Genomic DNA, 14,856 nt, shown 5'->3' on the forward strand with positions numbered 1-14,856 from the left:
GCGGCGAACATGGCGGTGAAAGAAGGGATCATGGCAACCGTGGCGGCGGCGGAAGAGATAACCGCGGCGGCGGTGGTGGAAGAGACAACCGTGGTGGCGGCGGCGGTCGCAGATAAGTGGCATAAACAATTTTCGATTAACAATTAATAACATATAACAATGTTACAGCCCAAGAGAACGAAACACAGGAAAATGCACAAAGGCCGCATTAAAGGCAATGCCAAGCGTGGTGCTGAGCTTTCCTTTGGTACGTTCGGACTTAAAGCATTAGAGCCGAAATGGATCACTGACCGGCAGATAGAAGCTGCCCGTGTGGCCCTGACAAGGCATATGAAACGTGAAGGTAACGTGTGGATCCGTATTTTCCCTGACAAATCCATTACTGCCAAACCGCTGGAAGTGAGGATGGGTAAAGGTAAAGGTGCTCCTGATCACTGGGCGGCTGTGGTAAAGCCAGGCCGTATCCTGTTCGAAGCAGATGGCGTTTCCTTACAGGTAGCCAAAGAAGCAATGGAGCTGGCTGCACAGAAACTGCCCATTAAAGTGAAGTTTGTTGTGCGCCACGATTATGTTGCGTAAGTGAAGATTGAGAGCTATCAATTACAAGTAAATCAGTAAAATAAAAATTACAGCAATGGCAGCAAAAGAAAAGCTGGATCTGAAAAGCCTGAGCCAGCAGGATCTGAAAGAAAAGATCACTGAGGAGCAACTGCGCTTGAAGAAGATTACGTTTAGTCATGCCATCACGCCGATCGAAAATCCAATGAGCATCCGCTCTTTGAGAAGGGAGATCGCCCGGATGAAAACTGAACTGCATAAAAGAGAGCTGGGCTTTTAAATTCAAACGGGCAGCCGGCAGGCCACCCCGTGAAAGCATACAACATTACATGAACCCTTCCGCAACAACGGAATGGTTTGAAGGGAAAAAATACTTTCAACAATGACCGAAATAAGAAATTTAAGAAAAACCAGGACCGGCGTGGTATCCAGCAACAAAATGGATAAAACCATCACCGTTAGCGTGGAGCGTAAAGTGAAGCACCCGATCTATGGTAAGTTCGTGAAAAAAACTACCAAGTTCATGGCGCACGACGAAAAGAACGAGTGCAGCATCGGCGATACCGTTAGAATAATGGAATCCCGCCCGCTGAGCAAGAACAAATGCTGGAGACTGGTAGAAGTAATCGAAAAGGTAAAATAATTTATTACTTGTTTCAAGCTCCACACCGGCGTTCCCGGGTGTAGCCGCTGACTAAACAAAACTTAGTACGATGATACAACAAGAATCAAGGCTGAATGTAGCTGATAACAGTGGTGCCAAAGAGGTACTGTGTATTAGGGTATTAGGCAACTCAGGCCAGGATTACGCTAAAGTGGGCGATAAGATCGTAGTGACTGTGAAAGACGCAATTCCCGCCGGTGGCGTGAAAAAAGGAATGGTTACCAAAGCGGTGATCGTAAGAACCAAGAACAAGCTGCGCCGGAAAGACGGTTCCTATATCCGTTTTGACGATAATGCCGTTGTATTGCTGAATAACTCCGACGAGCCCCGCGGTACCCGTATTTTCGGTCCGGTTGCCCGTGAGCTGCGCGATAAGGGATACATGAAGATCATCTCTCTGGCTCCCGAGGTGCTGTAAAGCGAAAGGCTGAAAGCAAAAAGCAGAAAGGTGAGGTAAGAAATTTAAGCTTTCTGCTTTACGCTTTGTGCTTTCAGCTTTAAATCATATCTTTGCAGCCCGTTTCACAAAAACGAGACAAAATTTATCAAGCGAAACAAAGGTTTCGCTTGGCGTTTATAAATAAACAAAAATGAAAACTAGATTCAAGCCTAAGTTCAACATTAAGAAGGGCGACATGGTGGTAGTGATCACTGGTGACGACAAGGACCGGACCAAGCCGCGCAAAGTGCTGGAAGTGCTGGTAGACAAAGCCCGCGTAATGGTAGAAGGTGTAAACATCATCACCAAGCACACTAAACCTACTGCACAGAACACCAAAGGTGGTATTGTTAAGCAGGAGGCCCCCATCGCCATTTCTAACGTAATGTTGTGGGATGCGAAGGCTGGTAAACCTACCAGGGTGAACAGGCAGAGAGAAAACGGTAAATTAGTTCGTATAGCTAAAAAATCAGGGGAGGTAATTAAATAATGGCAACTACTACATACATTCCCAGGCTGCAGCAGAAATACCGCGATGAGGTGAAAGCTGCTTTGATGAAGAAATTCGGTTACAAAACCGTTATGCAGGTACCCCGCCTGGTTAAGATTTGCCTGAACCAGGGTATCAACGGTGCCGTTAGCGATAAAAAACTGGTAGACATTGCCGTAGACGAAATGACCCGTGTTGCTGGTCAGAAAGCTATTGCCACCCTGTCTAAAAAAGATATCTCTAACTTTAAGCTCAGGAAGAACATGCCGATCGGCGCCCGCGTAACCCTGCGTGGAACCAATATGTACGATTTCCTGGACCGTCTGGTAGCAGTATCTTTACCCCGTGTACGTGACTTCAAAGGCGTAAATGAAAAAGCATTCGATGGCCGCGGTAACTATACCCTGGGTATCACTGAGCAGATCATTTTCCCTGAAATAGATATCGATAAGGTAACCAAGATTGCCGGTATGGATATCACCTTTGTAACGACTGCCAACACCAACGAAGAAGCTTACGAGCTGCTGAAAGAGTTAGGTATGCCGTTCAAGAACATGAAAAAAGACTAATCAGACATTATAAACCTTACATTATAAAATGGCAAAAGAATCCGTAAAAGCCAGGCAAAGGAAGAGAGAAGCAATGGTAGCCAAGTTTGCAGAAAAACGCGCAGCCCTGAAAGCTGAAGGCGATTATGCAGCGCTGGACCTGTTGCCGAAAAATGCTTCCCCCGTTCGTTTAAAGAACAGGTGCCAGCTCACCGGCCGTCCTAAAGGTTACATGCGTCACTTCGGCATTTGCCGTAACATGTTCCGCGATCTGGCCCTGGCTGGTAAAATACCCGGCGTAAGAAAAGCAAGCTGGTAATTCTATTTACGATTTGAGATTTTAGATTTACGATTTGCCTAAATCTGAGATCGTAAATCGTAAATCGTAAATTTTTTGATTTTCCTTTCTATAACTGACTGGATATCGCATTGTAACACTTTTAACTTTTTACAAACAATGGTTACTGATCCAATAGCAGACTTCCTGACCAGGATCCGGAATGCTCAAATGGCCAACCACAGGATCGTGGAAATTCCGGCCTCCAAACTGAAAAAGCGTATCACTGAGATACTGTACGACAAAGGTTATATCCTGAAGTACAAATTTGAGGAAGACACCAAACAGGGCCTGATCAAAATAGCTCTGAAATATGATCCTCAGACTAAAATCCCCGCCATTACCGATTTACAACGTATCAGCCGTCCCGGTTTGCGTCAGTATTCCAAACCTGGTGATTTCCGCCGTATTAAGAACGGTCTGGGCGTGGCTATCATCTCTACCTCCAAAGGGGTAATGACCGATAAAGAAGCCAAAGCACAGAACGTAGGCGGCGAAGTAGTTTGCTACGTTTATTAATATACCAGCGGTGCATCTGACAATTAAGCCTTTTATAAGGGGCTGAACACGGACCACCGGTACTTATAACAAACATAAAACTTATAACATGTCACGTATAGGGAAAAGTCCCATCAAATTAGCCAGCGGTGTAACAGTAGCTGTTTCCCCTGCTAATGAAATTACAGTAAAAGGCCCCAAGGGTGAGCTGAAGCGCAGCATTGACCGGGATATTACTGTAGAAGTAAAAGATGGGGTGCTGAACGTAACCCGTCCCACAGATCAGATCCGTCACCGTGCCCTGCATGGTTTGTACCGCGCCCTGATCGCAAACATGGTAAAAGGTGTAACCGATGGCTTTAAACAACAGCTGGAGCTGGTAGGGGTAGGTTATAAAGCCGCCAACCAGGGTCAGTTATTAGACCTGTCATTAGGTTACTCTCACAATATTGTATTTGAAGTACCCAAGGAGCTGAAGGTAGCCACCTTAACAGAAAAAGGTGCCAACCCTAAGATTATGCTGGAAGGTATCGACAACCAGTTATTAGGCCAGGTAGCCGCTAAAATCCGCAGCCTGCGTAAACCAGAGCCTTACAAGGGTAAAGGTGTTCGCTACAGCAATGAAGTGGTTCGTAAGAAAGCAGGTAAGTCTGCAGGTAAATAACTAGTTGGCAGTCTTCAGTGGGCAGTTAGCAGTTAACTGACTGCCAACTGCTTACTGCCAGCTGCAAACTGTAAAAGCCCGGCAGCATCGGGCGTTAAAACTGAAAACAATGATTACTAAAGAAGTTAAGAGACAGAAGATCCGTTACCGCATCCGTAAAAAGATCAGCGGTACCGCGCAAAAGCCCAGGTTGTCTGTATTTCGCAGCAACAGCGATATTTACGTACAATTGATCGATGATACCACTGGTACCACCCTGGCTGCTGCCTCTTCCCGCGATAAGGACATCAAGGCGCAAACAGGCACCAAAAGCGAAAAGTCTAAGCTGGTAGGCGCTGCCCTGGCTGCAAAGGCTAAAGCCGTAGGGGTAACAACCTGCACCTTTGACCGTGGTGGTTATTTATACCATGGCCGCGTAAAGAGTGTAGCAGATGGAGCAAGAGAAGGTGGTCTGCAGTTCTAAACTTAATCGTAAATCTGAAATCGTAATTCGCAATCGCAATTAATAAAATGGCAAAGAATTCATTCAATAGAGTAAAGGCCGGTGACCTGGAGTTGAAGGAAAAGGTGGTGGCCATCAACCGCGTTACTAAAACTACTAAAGGCGGACGTACTTTTAGCTTCTCCGCACTGGTGGTAGTAGGCAACGAGAACGGCGTGGTGGGTCATGGACTGGGTAAAGCCAAGGAAGTGCAGGAAGCTATTACTAAAGGTATTGATGATGCTAAGAAAAATCTGATCAAGATACCCGTAATGAAAGGCACCATTCCGCACGACCAGCTGGCTAAAGAAGGCGCTGCTAAAGTGCTGATCAAACCCGCTGCCCATGGTACCGGTGTAATTGCCGGAGGTTCTATGCGTGCCGTGCTGGAAAGCGCTGGTATCACAGACGTGCTGGCAAAATCACTGGGTTCTGCCAATCCGCACAACGTGGTAAAAGCTACCTTTAAAGCATTAGGCCTGCTGCGCGAGCCTATCCAGGTAGCTAAAACCAGAAGCGTGTCCCTGAAGAAGGTATTTAACGGATAATCTCTGCTTATCCAAGACAAGTAATTTAACTTATTATGGCAAAGATCAAGATCACTCAGGTTAAAAGTGGTATAGACCGTCCTGAAAGGCAGAAACTGACCTTAAAGGCGTTAGGCCTTAAGAAAATGCACGCTAGCGTTGAAGTAGAGGCTACCCCTCAGATCAATGGCATGGTGCGTAAGGTACACCACCTGGTAACGGTAGAAGAAGTGAAAGGCTAAGCACTGTGTTCAGTCTTCACTAAATAGTACTAATTTTGCGTTGGTATTAGGAAAATAACATCTATATTTAAGCGAGCGGTTAATTTCCGCGTAAGTAAAAAAAATTATTATGAATCTGCATACACTGCAACCTGCAAAAGGTTCTGTACATAAAGAGAAACGCCTGGGTCGTGGGGAAGCTTCCGGTAAAGGTGGTACTTCTACAAAAGGTAACAAAGGTCATCAGTCCCGCAACGGTTATTCCAGCAAAAAAGGTCACGAAGGTGGTCAGATGCCTATTCAGCGTCGTTTGCCTAAACGTGGTTTCAAAAGCATCGATCCTTTAGAGTATAAGATATTTAACGTAGGCCAGCTGGATCACCTGGTTGAAAAATACGGTCTGCAGGACTTCACAGTTGATAACCTGTATGCTAACGGCCTGGTGAACAAAACCGCCAAAGTGAAGCTGTTAGGCCAGGGAGAACTGAAAGCCAAAGTAACCGTAAAGGTGAACGCAATCAGTGAAAAAGCCAAACAGCTGATCGAAAAAGCTGGTGGGTCTGTAGAACTGGTATAAGACTTTACGACTGAGGAGACGCCTACGGAGTAGTGCGTCTTTTCGAATTTAATAGCGCTATTAAACCTTTATCTTCCTGTGAAGAAATTTATTGAAACAATAAAGAACATTTGGAGTATAGAAGACCTGCGTAACCGCATTCTTACCACGTTGCTCCTAACCCTGGTTTACCGTGTTGGTTCCTACATTGTGCTGCCCGGTATTGACGCGAACGCCCTGCATCAGTTTTCAGAGAAATCTAATCAGGGTATCTTGGGGCTCTTCAACATGTTTGCAGGAGGTTCTTTCTCCCGCGCATCCATTTTTGCGCTGGGGATCATGCCCTATATCTCTGCATCTATCGCCATTCAGCTGCTTACCATCGCAGTACCCTATTTCCAGAAACTGCAGAAAGAAGGGGAAAGCGGCCGTAAGAAGATCAACCAGTACACCCGTTTGTTAACCGTAGTAGTAACCGGTTTCCAGGCAAGCGCGTACGTGGCTTATCTGAAAAACCAGTCTGGCGGCGCTATCATTCCTCAATACAGTGCATTCCTTTTCTGGCTCTCCACAACGGTAGTATTAACTGCCGGTACTTTGTTTGTAATGTGGCTGGGCGAAAAGATCACCGATAAAGGTATTGGTAACGGTACCTCCCTCATCATCATGGTGGGCATCCTGGCCCGCTTACCGCAGGCATTACTGCAGGAGTTCTCTTCCAAAACAACAGAAGGCGGCGGCGGTTTGCTGATGTTCCTGATCGAGCTGGCAGTGTTCATCCTGATCACTATCGGTTTGATATTGTTGGTACAGGGTACCCGCAAAGTACCGGTTAACTATGCCAAGCGTATTGTAGGTAATAAACAATATGGCGGCGTGCGCCAGTTCATTCCCCTGAAGGTGAATGCAGCCGGTGTAATGCCCATCATCTTTGCACAGGCCATTATGTTCATACCGGCAACGGCTATAGGTTTTGCCACCTCCAGCGAAAGCGCTTCCGGTTTTATCCGTATCTTCAGCGACCATACCAATGGGTATTATAACCTGATCTACGCAGTACTGGTAATTGTATTCACATACTTCTATACCGCTTTGATCTTCAACCCCAACCAAATGGCGGAAGAAATGAAGCGTAACAATGGTTTCATACCCGGTGTAAAACCCGGTAAGGCTACCGCCGATTATATTGGCGCTGTAATGGACCGTATTACCCTGCCCGGCGCCTTTTTCCTGGCGCTGGTAGGTATACTGCCCGGTGTAGCCGCTGCACTGCATATCAACAGTAACTTTGCCTCCTTCTTTGGTGGTACCTCCCTGCTCATCATGGTAGGGGTAATACTGGATACGCTGCAGCAGATAGAAAGCCAGCTGCTGATGCGCCATTATGATGGCCTGATGAGCGGTGGCCGTATCAAGGGCAGAACAGCGCCCGCTAACGTGTAGGTAATTATTTGATTATAAAGGCACAAGGTCAGAGGGTTATACCGCAGGAGCGAAACCTTTTGACCTTGTGACATTGTGACCACCGGGAGAATATCATGATCCACTATAAAAGCAAAGAGGAAATAGAGCTGATGCGCAAAAGCGCATTACTGGTAAGCGCTACCCTGGAAACAGTGGCCGGCGCATTAAAGCCCGGTATGAGCACCCTGGAGGTAGATACGCTGATAGATCAGTTCATCCGCGATAACGGCGCCATTCCGTCCTTTAAGGACTACCGCGGCTATCCCAAAAGCAGCTGCATTTCCGTGAATGAAGAGGTAGTGCATGGCATTCCCAATGCCTATGTGCTGCAGGATGGGGACATTGTATCGGTAGATGTGGGAGTGTTCCTGAACGGTTTTCATGGCGATAGCGCCTATACCTTTGCCATAGGCGACGTAAAGGAAGAAGTATTGAAGCTGATGGCTGCTACCAAAGCAGCCCTGTATAAAGGCATTGAAAAGGCATTGGTAGGCAACCGTATCGGGGATATTGCCTTTGCTATCCAGGAATATGCAGAGAAGGAACGGGGATATGGCGTGGTAAGGGAGCTGGTAGGCCATGGCCTGGGCAAACACCTGCATGAAGATCCGCAGGTGCCTAACTACGGCAAGCGTGGCAGCGGCCCTATGATGAAGGAAGGTTTGGTGATAGCCATTGAGCCTATGATTAACATGGGAACCCGGGAAGTAGCCTATATGGACGATGGCTGGACAGTAGCTACCCGCGATGAGCAGCCCTCTGCACACTTTGAGCATACCGTAGCGGTGAAGAAAGGCCAGGCCGATCTTTTATCCAGCTTTGCCGGTATTGAAAAGGCAGAGAAAGCAAATAGTGCATTGAATACTAATTACTAATAAATACACAATAATTAAGCGCTGTTAATGCGGCCGCACCGGGGAAAGTGGAAAAATGAGGGCTTATGCGCGGAAAATATTGATTATTCAGCATTAATAACAATTAATTTCGTGATTTTTTTAGATTTCAAAAGATAAATGCTATCTTTGCAGTCCTAAAAATTTTTATGGCAAAACAGGCACTCATTAAACAGGATGGAATTATACTGGAAGCCTTGTCAAACGCTATGTTCCGTGTAAAATTGGAGAATGGGCATGAGATTTTGGCTACCATTTCTGGAAAAATGAGAATGCACTATATAAGAATTTTGCCCGGTGATAAGGTAGGAGTGGAAATGAGCCCATATGATTTATCAAGAGGAAGGATCATCTTCCGGTACAAATAAAGAATAGGGTAGCAGGGCAAAAGAAGCAGCAGGATCATTTTCAGATAAGATATCAATAACTAGACTTATAACTTTTAACTTATGAAGGTAAGAGCTTCCATAAAGAAGAGAAGTGCAGATTGCAAGATAGTGCGTAGAAAGGGGAAATTGTTGGTGATCAACAAAAAGAATCCTCGCTTCAAGCAACGTCAGGGATAATCGTATTCTAAACTCAACAACGTTAAATTAAAATAGCAATATGGCACGTATAGCCGGTATAGATCTTCCTAAAAATAAAAGAGGAGAAATAGGCCTCACCTATATCTTTGGTATAGGCCGTTCTACCGCCCAATACATCCTGACCCAGTCAGGGATCGACTTTAGCAAGAAAGTAAAGGATTGGAATGATGATGAGCAGGCTGCCATCCGTAACATTATCAATGCTGAGATCAAAGTAGAAGGCCAGCTGCGCTCTGAAGTGCAGATGAACATCAAGCGCTTGCTCGATATCGCCTGCTACCGTGGCTTACGTCACAGGAAAGGCTTACCGGTTAGAGGTCAGCGTACCCGTACCAACAGCCGCACCCGCAAAGGTAAGCGTAAAACAGTGGCCGGTAAGAAAAAGGCACCGAAGAAATAATCTTGACATCACAAATAACAAGTTCCGTTTTCCAATGGTGAGATACCTGGTAAGTGGAACCTGGCAATTGGAATCTGGAATTATAAATTATTATGGCAAAAGCAACCAATACAAAAACTGCTGCTAATAAAAAGAGGGTAGTTAAAGTAGACAACTACGGAGATGTACATATCTCTGCCAGTTTTAACAATATCATCGTAAGCATTACCAACAAGCACGGTCAGGTAATATCCTGGTCTTCTGCAGGTAAAATGGGCTTCAAGGGTTCTAAAAAGAACACTCCGTATGCCGCCCAGTTAGCTGCTTCCGATGCTGCTAAAACTGCCTTTGATGCCGGTCTGAAAAGAGCTGACGTGTTTGTAAAAGGCCCCGGTGCCGGTCGTGAGAGCGCAATCCGTGCTATCTCTAACTCCGGTATTGAGGTAAATATGATCAAGGACGTTACACCTTTACCGCACAACGGTTGCCGTCCTCCCAAGAAAAGAAGAGTATAGGTATTACAATATCCAAATTCCGGGTTCCAGGTTCCGATATACGGGATCTGGAATCTGGATTTTGGAGTTTATATTGTGATCAGCATAAATTAAATTGGGTGTATGATCAGGTTTAAGATTTTTTAAAGATCATACATCGTAACTAAAAAATCTAACAAAGAAAAAACATGGCAAGGTACACAGGACCAAAGACCAAGATCTCCAGGATTTTTGGCGAACCCATTTTAGGTAATGGTAAGTATTTAGGTAAGAACAGCAACCCTCCCGGTCAGCACGGTGCAACCCGTAAGCGTAAACAGCTGGGCGAGTATGCACTGCAGCTGCGCGAAAAACAAAAGGCAAAATACACTTACGGTGTGCTGGAACGCCAGTTTGCTAACCTGTTTGATGAAGCAAACCGTCGTAAAGGTGTAACCGGTGAAGTATTGATCAAATTGCTGGAAGCCCGGTTGGATAATACCGTGTTCCGCTTAGGCATCGCCCCTTCCCGCCCTGCTGCCCGTCAGCTGGTATCCCACAAACACATCACCGTTAACGGCCAGGTAGTGAATATCCCTTCCTTCCAGCTGAAACCCGGTGATATCATTGGCTTAAAACCCAAAACAGCCGGTAATACCGCTTTAACCAGCGTTATCCGTGGTAAGAACCCCAAATTCAGCTGGCTGGACTGGAACGAAAAAGAAAACAGAGGTACTTTCATAGCCTATCCCGAAAGAGAGAGCGTTCCTGAGAACATTAAGGAACAGCTGATAGTGGAATTGTACTCTAAATAATAAACTACTAAACTTCATATAGCAATGGCAATTCTAAATTTCCAAAAGCCTGATAAGATCGTTTTGCAGAAGTCAACAGACTTTGAAGCACAATTCGAGTTTCGGCCGTTAGAACCTGGTTACGGCGTGACCATCGGTAATGCGCTGCGTCGCGTACTGCTGTCATCCCTGGAGGGCTATGCCATTGTAGGAATAAAGATAGAAGGTGCAGACCACGAGTTTGCCACCCTGAAAGGTGTTACCGAAGACGTTACCGAGATCATTCTGAACCTGAAGCAGGTACGTTTTAAGAAGATTGTGGAAAATGAAGTGAACAACGAAAAGATCCAGATCTCCATCAAAGGTAAGACCGAGTTCCGGGCTGATATGATCGAAAAAGCCACCAGTGCTTTCCAGATCATGAACCCAGAGTTACTGATCTGTACCCTGGACCCTTCTTCCAAGCTGGATATTGAGCTGACCATCGGTAAAGGCCGTGGTTATGTGCCGGCAGAAGAAAATAAGCCCAAGGATGCAGTTTTTGGCTACATCGCCATTGACTCGATCTTTACCCCTATAAAAAATGTAAAGTACAGCATCGAGAATACCCGTGTGGAACAAAAGACCGACTATGAGAAGTTGATCATGGAACTGGCTACCGATGGTACCATTCACCCGGAAGAAGCTGTAAAACAGGCATCCCGCATCCTGATCCAGCACCTGATGATCATTACTGATGAAAACATCAGCTTTGATACCAAGGATACTGAGAAAGAAGATGTGGTTGACGAACAAACCCTGCAGCTGCGTAAGATCCTGAAAACACCGCTGGAAGACCTGGACCTGAGCGTTCGCGCTTTCAACTGCTTAAAAGCTGCCAAGATCAACTCCCTGAGTGAGCTGGTACAGTATGAGCAGGAAGAGCTGATGAAGTTCCGGAACTTTGGTCAGAAATCGCTGAGTGAGATTGAGCAGGTGCTGAACGAAAGAGGCCTCCACTTTGGTATGGACCTGTCCAAACTGAAACTGGAAGAAGAATAATTAAACAGCTGTTAGCCTTTAGCAAACAGCTAAAAGCTAACAGCTAAAAGCTTTAATAATAAGTACCCTGTAATTCCTGACACGGTATAGGGGAATAAAAAACAAAATGTCATGCGTCACGGAGTAAAATTAAATCGCCTGAGCAGAACCTCTGCTCACCGTAAGGCACTGTTATCCAACCTGGCTTGTGAGCTGATCAGCCACAAACGTATCACAACCACTTTAGCAAAAGCAAAAGCCCTGCGTATCTATGTAGAGCCCCTGCTGACCCGCGCTAAAGCAGACAGCACCCATAACCGCAGGATCATTTTCAGCTACCTGCAGGATAAAGAAGCTATCAAGGAAATGTTCGGCGTGATCAGCGAGAAAATTGCTAACCGTCCCGGTGGTTATACCCGCATCATTAAGCTGGGTAAACGTGTGGGCGATAACGCAGAAACCGCACTGATTGAGCTGGTTGACTTTAACGAGATCTACGGCAAAACGACCGAGAAAGCACCGGCTAAGAGAACCCGTCGTGCTGGTGGTGGTAAAAAGAAGGCAGAAGGCGGCGCTGAAGAAGCAACACCTGCTGCTGAAAAAAAATCTGACGACAAAGCAGCCGAGTAACTCACGGTTGTTCAACAGTATAGAAGGGACAAGGCATTTGCCTTGTCCTTTTTTTATGCACATAAGGGCTGAGCGGCTGTAAACAGATGCTTTTTTTTCGTAATATAGCGGTCAGAAACTTTTAATTCCCTTATTCCTATGTATTACCTGCGATGCCAACATTGTGGGCACAATAACGCTCTCAGATCCGAATTTCTCACCTTCTGTGAACACTGCGCCAAGAAGCTGCCCAACACCTTTGCCGAATGGAAACAAAAGAACCCGGAAGGGGAGTTTGAAGCCTACCAGCAGGAAACAGCTATCTATATAGATGAAACGCCACCCAAACCGGGATGGGTACAACAATATCTGTGGCCGGCCGGCCGCAGGGGCGTAATGCTGGTTTTAGGGCTGGTATTTGCCCTGGTGGCAGTAGCAGGCACCTATTTCGGTAAAGAGGCGGTGCTCACCTGGTTCTTCCCTAAAGTGGCCAAATCCTGGATGTATACCTCCTGGGAAACAGTGACCATTGGCCGGCAGGCCCTGGAAATAAGCTCGCCGGTACATTTACGGGTAAGTGATAAAGCCCTGCCCGATGACCTGAACGGTATGGTGGAATATGCTAAAAGCTACGCCAACCAGCAGGGAACCGGCATGCAGATAACGGTAGATATGTTCAGCTTTAAGGAAACGGTATCCAACAACCTGGAAGAGGCTAATAACCTGGCCATTAAAGGCATGCAGGGAGAACCCGGTGTGTCTGAGCTGCACTATGAATCCAATCCCATGCCCCAGACCGAAATTCAGGGCATTATGCAGGAGGGAAGCTACCTGTATAAGAATGCAGTAAAACTTTCTTTCTATAACCTGATCATGGTAAAAGGACAGCACCGCTGGCTGGTAAGCATCCGCTACCGGACCGATGATAATAATGGGCAGGAGGTAGCCAAACGGGTATTTAACTCCGTGAAAGTGAAGCCATTAATAGTGAAGCTTTAACAGTTTATAATTAATAAATAAGTAATGCGCGTGTGGGGAATAACAGCCCCATACGCGCATTTTGCTTTATTTTTAAATGCGAAATGCATAATTTTGCACGATTTTTTAAAAAGAGTCGTATAAGAACAATGCCTCATACTAAACACAGCCAACCTGCCATCTTGTTATTAGAAGACGGCACGGTTTATCATGGGAAAGCTTTTGGTAAAATTGGAACTGCTTCCGGTGAGCTTTGCTTTAATACCGGTATGACGGGTTACCAGGAAGTATTTACCGATCCTTCCTACAAGGGTCAGGTACTGATCATGAATAACTGCTACGTAGGCAACTATGGCACCAAGCAGGAAGATGTGGAAAGCAGCAGTGTAAAGATCAGCGGGTTGATTTGTAAGAACATTGCCCAGAACTACTCCCGTAAAATGGCCGACAGCTCCCTGGAGAAATTCCTGGAAAGCAATAACCTGGTTACCATTTACGATGTGGATACCCGGGCACTGGTATCGCACATCCGCAGCAAAGGCGCCATGAACTGCATCATCTCTTCCGAGATCCTGGATGTGGAGCAGCTGAAAGGCCAGCTGAAGCAGGTACCGTCTATGGAAGGCCTGGCGCTGTGTGCAGAGGTATCTACCAAAGAACCTTATAACATTGGCGATCCCAATTCCAGCATCCGCATAGCGGTAATGGATAACGGGGTTAAGCGTAATATGCTCAAATGCCTGTCGGAAAAAGGCGCTTACCTGCAGGTATTCCCTACTACTACCAGTTTTGAGGAATGCGAGCAGTTTAAACCGCATGCATACTTTATATCCAACGGTCCCGGCGATCCGGCCCCGCTAACCTATGCGGTGGATACCGTAAAGAAAGTGCTGAATGCCAACCGCCCGCTGTTTGGTATTTGCCTGGGCCACCAGCTGCTGGCTTTAGCAAACGATATTCCTACCTATAAAATGCACCATGGCCACCGGGGCTTAAACCACCCGGTAAAGAACCTGGCTACCGGCCGTTGTGAGATCACTACCCAGAACCACGGTTTTGCAGTAGATCCTAAGGCGATAGCTGCCAGCGAAAATGTGGAGATCACTCATGTGAACCTGAATGATGGTTCCATAGAGGGCATCCGCATTAAGAACAAACCGGCATTCTCCGTGCAGTACCACCCGGAATCAACACCCGGTCCGTATGATTCCCGCTATTTGTTTGATGATTTCTTTAAGATGATCGAGCAATACCAGTAATCAGCATATAACATATTGGCATAGAACCAGAACGGTCCCGAAGATTCGGGACCGTTGTTTTAATTCCACGTTATGAAAACAAGCAGATGGGAAATGTTACTGCATAGTGCAGGTAACAAGGCGTCATCGCCGTTTCATGATGGAACAAAAATGGGAAAAATTTTGACTGGCCGTTAGCTACAAGTGATGAATTAACCTTTCTGAGCGATAAGTGGGGGAAAATCAGGGATTAGAGAAAAAAAATACGGCTCTGTGAACAGAGCCGTTTGCCTTTATAAATTCCACGTTATGAAAAACTGATACAAAAATATGTTATTTTGCTAAAACGTTTTAGTTGATTTTCGACTTTTTACAAAAACTTGATAATTCTAATTTTCAAGCTTTAATGAGTCAAAGTTCGGACCAAAAAAACGTTTG

The 14,856-nt window shown here is 45.9% G+C and carries 24 protein-coding genes; all 24 read left to right on the forward strand.

Features of this window, described 5'->3' with window-relative positions:
• The first annotated feature begins 159 nt into the window (after positions 1-159).
• The 24 genes from rplP (at position 160) to carA (ending at position 14,439) form a co-directional block, all read left to right on the forward strand.
• On the forward strand, positions 160-579 hold the full coding sequence (gene rplP / locus VIM87_RS24200; RefSeq protein WP_089918391.1) for a 50S ribosomal protein L16: 420 nt from the start codon (positions 160-162) through the stop codon (positions 577-579).
• Positions 580-634: 55 nt separating this feature from the next.
• Entirely contained in the window at positions 635-838 is a 204-nt protein-coding gene (gene rpmC, locus VIM87_RS24205; protein ID WP_089918393.1) for a 50S ribosomal protein L29, read from the forward strand.
• 102 nt (positions 839-940) lie between these two features.
• A complete protein-coding gene (rpsQ, locus tag VIM87_RS24210) occupies positions 941-1,201 on the forward strand; it encodes a 30S ribosomal protein S17 (protein WP_089918395.1) in 261 nt (86 codons plus the stop codon).
• Positions 1,202-1,271: 70 nt separating this feature from the next.
• A complete protein-coding gene (rplN, locus tag VIM87_RS24215; protein WP_089918397.1) occupies positions 1,272-1,640 on the forward strand; it encodes a 50S ribosomal protein L14 in 369 nt (122 codons plus the stop codon).
• A gap of 172 nt (positions 1,641-1,812) precedes the next feature.
• The gene (gene rplX, locus VIM87_RS24220) at positions 1,813-2,151 is read left to right on the forward strand and encodes a 50S ribosomal protein L24 (RefSeq protein WP_089918400.1); all 339 of its coding nucleotides are present in this window, start codon (positions 1,813-1,815) and stop codon (positions 2,149-2,151) included.
• A gap of 17 nt (positions 2,152-2,168) precedes the next feature.
• On the forward strand, positions 2,169-2,720 hold the full coding sequence (gene rplE, locus VIM87_RS24225; RefSeq protein WP_202909351.1) for a 50S ribosomal protein L5: 552 nt from the start codon (positions 2,169-2,171) through the stop codon (positions 2,718-2,720).
• Between the two features lie 28 nt (positions 2,721-2,748).
• Complete coding sequence (rpsN, locus tag VIM87_RS24230) at positions 2,749-3,018, forward strand: 30S ribosomal protein S14 (RefSeq protein ID WP_089918404.1); 270 nt, start codon at positions 2,749-2,751, stop codon at positions 3,016-3,018.
• A 138-nt stretch (positions 3,019-3,156) separates the two neighbouring features.
• Positions 3,157-3,555, forward strand: coding sequence for a 30S ribosomal protein S8 (gene rpsH / locus VIM87_RS24235; protein WP_089918406.1), 399 nt, complete (start codon positions 3,157-3,159; stop codon positions 3,553-3,555).
• An 88-nt stretch (positions 3,556-3,643) separates the two neighbouring features.
• A complete protein-coding gene (gene rplF, locus VIM87_RS24240; RefSeq protein ID WP_331999498.1) occupies positions 3,644-4,198 on the forward strand; it encodes a 50S ribosomal protein L6 in 555 nt (184 codons plus the stop codon).
• Between the two features lie 109 nt (positions 4,199-4,307).
• Positions 4,308-4,661, forward strand: coding sequence for a 50S ribosomal protein L18 (gene rplR / locus VIM87_RS24245; protein ID WP_217604220.1), 354 nt, complete (start codon positions 4,308-4,310; stop codon positions 4,659-4,661).
• Positions 4,662-4,708: 47 nt separating this feature from the next.
• Positions 4,709-5,227: a 30S ribosomal protein S5 gene (gene rpsE / locus VIM87_RS24250; protein ID WP_331999499.1), complete on the forward strand. Its 519-nt coding sequence runs from the start codon at positions 4,709-4,711 to the stop codon at positions 5,225-5,227.
• 35 nt (positions 5,228-5,262) lie between these two features.
• The gene (gene rpmD / locus VIM87_RS24255) at positions 5,263-5,448 is read left to right on the forward strand and encodes a 50S ribosomal protein L30 (protein ID WP_238386680.1); all 186 of its coding nucleotides are present in this window, start codon (positions 5,263-5,265) and stop codon (positions 5,446-5,448) included.
• Positions 5,449-5,557: 109 nt separating this feature from the next.
• Positions 5,558-6,004: a 50S ribosomal protein L15 gene (rplO, locus tag VIM87_RS24260; protein ID WP_217604223.1), complete on the forward strand. Its 447-nt coding sequence runs from the start codon at positions 5,558-5,560 to the stop codon at positions 6,002-6,004.
• Between the two features lie 78 nt (positions 6,005-6,082).
• Positions 6,083-7,426: a preprotein translocase subunit SecY gene (gene secY / locus VIM87_RS24265; protein WP_331999500.1), complete on the forward strand. Its 1,344-nt coding sequence runs from the start codon at positions 6,083-6,085 to the stop codon at positions 7,424-7,426.
• 95 nt (positions 7,427-7,521) lie between these two features.
• A complete protein-coding gene (gene map / locus VIM87_RS24270; RefSeq protein ID WP_331999501.1) occupies positions 7,522-8,322 on the forward strand; it encodes a type I methionyl aminopeptidase in 801 nt (266 codons plus the stop codon).
• 167 nt (positions 8,323-8,489) lie between these two features.
• Positions 8,490-8,708 carry a translation initiation factor IF-1 gene (gene infA, locus VIM87_RS24275; RefSeq protein ID WP_012789309.1) on the forward strand — a complete coding sequence of 73 codons (219 nt, stop codon included), beginning with the start codon at positions 8,490-8,492 and terminating at the stop codon, positions 8,706-8,708.
• An 81-nt stretch (positions 8,709-8,789) separates the two neighbouring features.
• Positions 8,790-8,906, forward strand: a complete 117-nt coding sequence (gene rpmJ, locus VIM87_RS24280; protein ID WP_072360626.1) for a 50S ribosomal protein L36 — start codon at positions 8,790-8,792, stop codon at positions 8,904-8,906.
• 40 nt (positions 8,907-8,946) lie between these two features.
• A complete protein-coding gene (gene rpsM, locus VIM87_RS24285; RefSeq protein WP_089918422.1) occupies positions 8,947-9,327 on the forward strand; it encodes a 30S ribosomal protein S13 in 381 nt (126 codons plus the stop codon).
• Between the two features lie 92 nt (positions 9,328-9,419).
• Positions 9,420-9,821 carry a 30S ribosomal protein S11 gene (gene rpsK / locus VIM87_RS24290; protein WP_089918424.1) on the forward strand — a complete coding sequence of 134 codons (402 nt, stop codon included), beginning with the start codon at positions 9,420-9,422 and terminating at the stop codon, positions 9,819-9,821.
• A gap of 167 nt (positions 9,822-9,988) precedes the next feature.
• Positions 9,989-10,594: a 30S ribosomal protein S4 gene (gene rpsD / locus VIM87_RS24295; RefSeq protein WP_089918425.1), complete on the forward strand. Its 606-nt coding sequence runs from the start codon at positions 9,989-9,991 to the stop codon at positions 10,592-10,594.
• 24 nt (positions 10,595-10,618) lie between these two features.
• A complete protein-coding gene (locus VIM87_RS24300) occupies positions 10,619-11,614 on the forward strand; it encodes a DNA-directed RNA polymerase subunit alpha (RefSeq protein WP_089918427.1) in 996 nt (331 codons plus the stop codon).
• Between the two features lie 111 nt (positions 11,615-11,725).
• The gene (gene rplQ / locus VIM87_RS24305) at positions 11,726-12,223 is read left to right on the forward strand and encodes a 50S ribosomal protein L17 (RefSeq protein WP_089918429.1); all 498 of its coding nucleotides are present in this window, start codon (positions 11,726-11,728) and stop codon (positions 12,221-12,223) included.
• Between the two features lie 138 nt (positions 12,224-12,361).
• Positions 12,362-13,201: a hypothetical protein gene (locus VIM87_RS24310; RefSeq protein ID WP_331999502.1), complete on the forward strand. Its 840-nt coding sequence runs from the start codon at positions 12,362-12,364 to the stop codon at positions 13,199-13,201.
• 161 nt (positions 13,202-13,362) lie between these two features.
• A complete protein-coding gene (gene carA / locus VIM87_RS24315) occupies positions 13,363-14,439 on the forward strand; it encodes a glutamine-hydrolyzing carbamoyl-phosphate synthase small subunit (protein ID WP_331999503.1) in 1,077 nt (358 codons plus the stop codon).
• Positions 14,440-14,856: the final 417 nt, after the last annotated feature.

It is taken from the genome of Chitinophaga sp., assembly GCF_036569125.1.
In the GTDB taxonomy this organism is placed as follows: Bacteria; Bacteroidota; Bacteroidia; order Chitinophagales; family Chitinophagaceae; genus Chitinophaga.

Bases quoted from the DNA above. Each gene is read 5' to 3' on its own strand.
- rplQ (WP_089918429.1), top strand. From the start codon at position 11,726: ATGCGTCACGGAGTAAAATTAAATCGCCTGAGCAGAACCTCTGCTCAC.
- rpmC (WP_089918393.1), top strand. From the start codon at position 635: ATGGCAGCAAAAGAAAAGCTGGATCTGAAAAGCCTGAGCCAGCAGGAT.
- rplX (WP_089918400.1), top strand. From the start codon at position 1,813: ATGAAAACTAGATTCAAGCCTAAGTTCAACATTAAGAAGGGCGACATG.
- rpmJ (WP_072360626.1), top strand. From the start codon at position 8,790: ATGAAGGTAAGAGCTTCCATAAAGAAGAGAAGTGCAGATTGCAAGATA.
- rpsM (WP_089918422.1), top strand. From the start codon at position 8,947: ATGGCACGTATAGCCGGTATAGATCTTCCTAAAAATAAAAGAGGAGAA.
- VIM87_RS24300 (WP_089918427.1), top strand. From the start codon at position 10,619: ATGGCAATTCTAAATTTCCAAAAGCCTGATAAGATCGTTTTGCAGAAG.
- rpsQ (WP_089918395.1), top strand. From the start codon at position 941: ATGACCGAAATAAGAAATTTAAGAAAAACCAGGACCGGCGTGGTATCC.
- rplN (WP_089918397.1), top strand. From the start codon at position 1,272: ATGATACAACAAGAATCAAGGCTGAATGTAGCTGATAACAGTGGTGCC.
- rpmD (WP_238386680.1), top strand. From the start codon at position 5,263: ATGGCAAAGATCAAGATCACTCAGGTTAAAAGTGGTATAGACCGTCCT.
- rpsK (WP_089918424.1), top strand. From the start codon at position 9,420: ATGGCAAAAGCAACCAATACAAAAACTGCTGCTAATAAAAAGAGGGTA.
- rplP (WP_089918391.1), top strand. From the start codon at position 160: ATGTTACAGCCCAAGAGAACGAAACACAGGAAAATGCACAAAGGCCGC.
- rplO (WP_217604223.1), top strand. From the start codon at position 5,558: ATGAATCTGCATACACTGCAACCTGCAAAAGGTTCTGTACATAAAGAG.
- rplR (WP_217604220.1), top strand. From the start codon at position 4,308: ATGATTACTAAAGAAGTTAAGAGACAGAAGATCCGTTACCGCATCCGT.
- infA (WP_012789309.1), top strand. From the start codon at position 8,490: ATGGCAAAACAGGCACTCATTAAACAGGATGGAATTATACTGGAAGCC.
- rplF (WP_331999498.1), top strand. From the start codon at position 3,644: ATGTCACGTATAGGGAAAAGTCCCATCAAATTAGCCAGCGGTGTAACA.
- rpsH (WP_089918406.1), top strand. From the start codon at position 3,157: ATGGTTACTGATCCAATAGCAGACTTCCTGACCAGGATCCGGAATGCT.
- rpsN (WP_089918404.1), top strand. From the start codon at position 2,749: ATGGCAAAAGAATCCGTAAAAGCCAGGCAAAGGAAGAGAGAAGCAATG.
- VIM87_RS24310 (WP_331999502.1), top strand. From the start codon at position 12,362: ATGTATTACCTGCGATGCCAACATTGTGGGCACAATAACGCTCTCAGA.
- rpsD (WP_089918425.1), top strand. From the start codon at position 9,989: ATGGCAAGGTACACAGGACCAAAGACCAAGATCTCCAGGATTTTTGGC.
- map (WP_331999501.1), top strand. From the start codon at position 7,522: ATGATCCACTATAAAAGCAAAGAGGAAATAGAGCTGATGCGCAAAAGC.
- rpsE (WP_331999499.1), top strand. From the start codon at position 4,709: ATGGCAAAGAATTCATTCAATAGAGTAAAGGCCGGTGACCTGGAGTTG.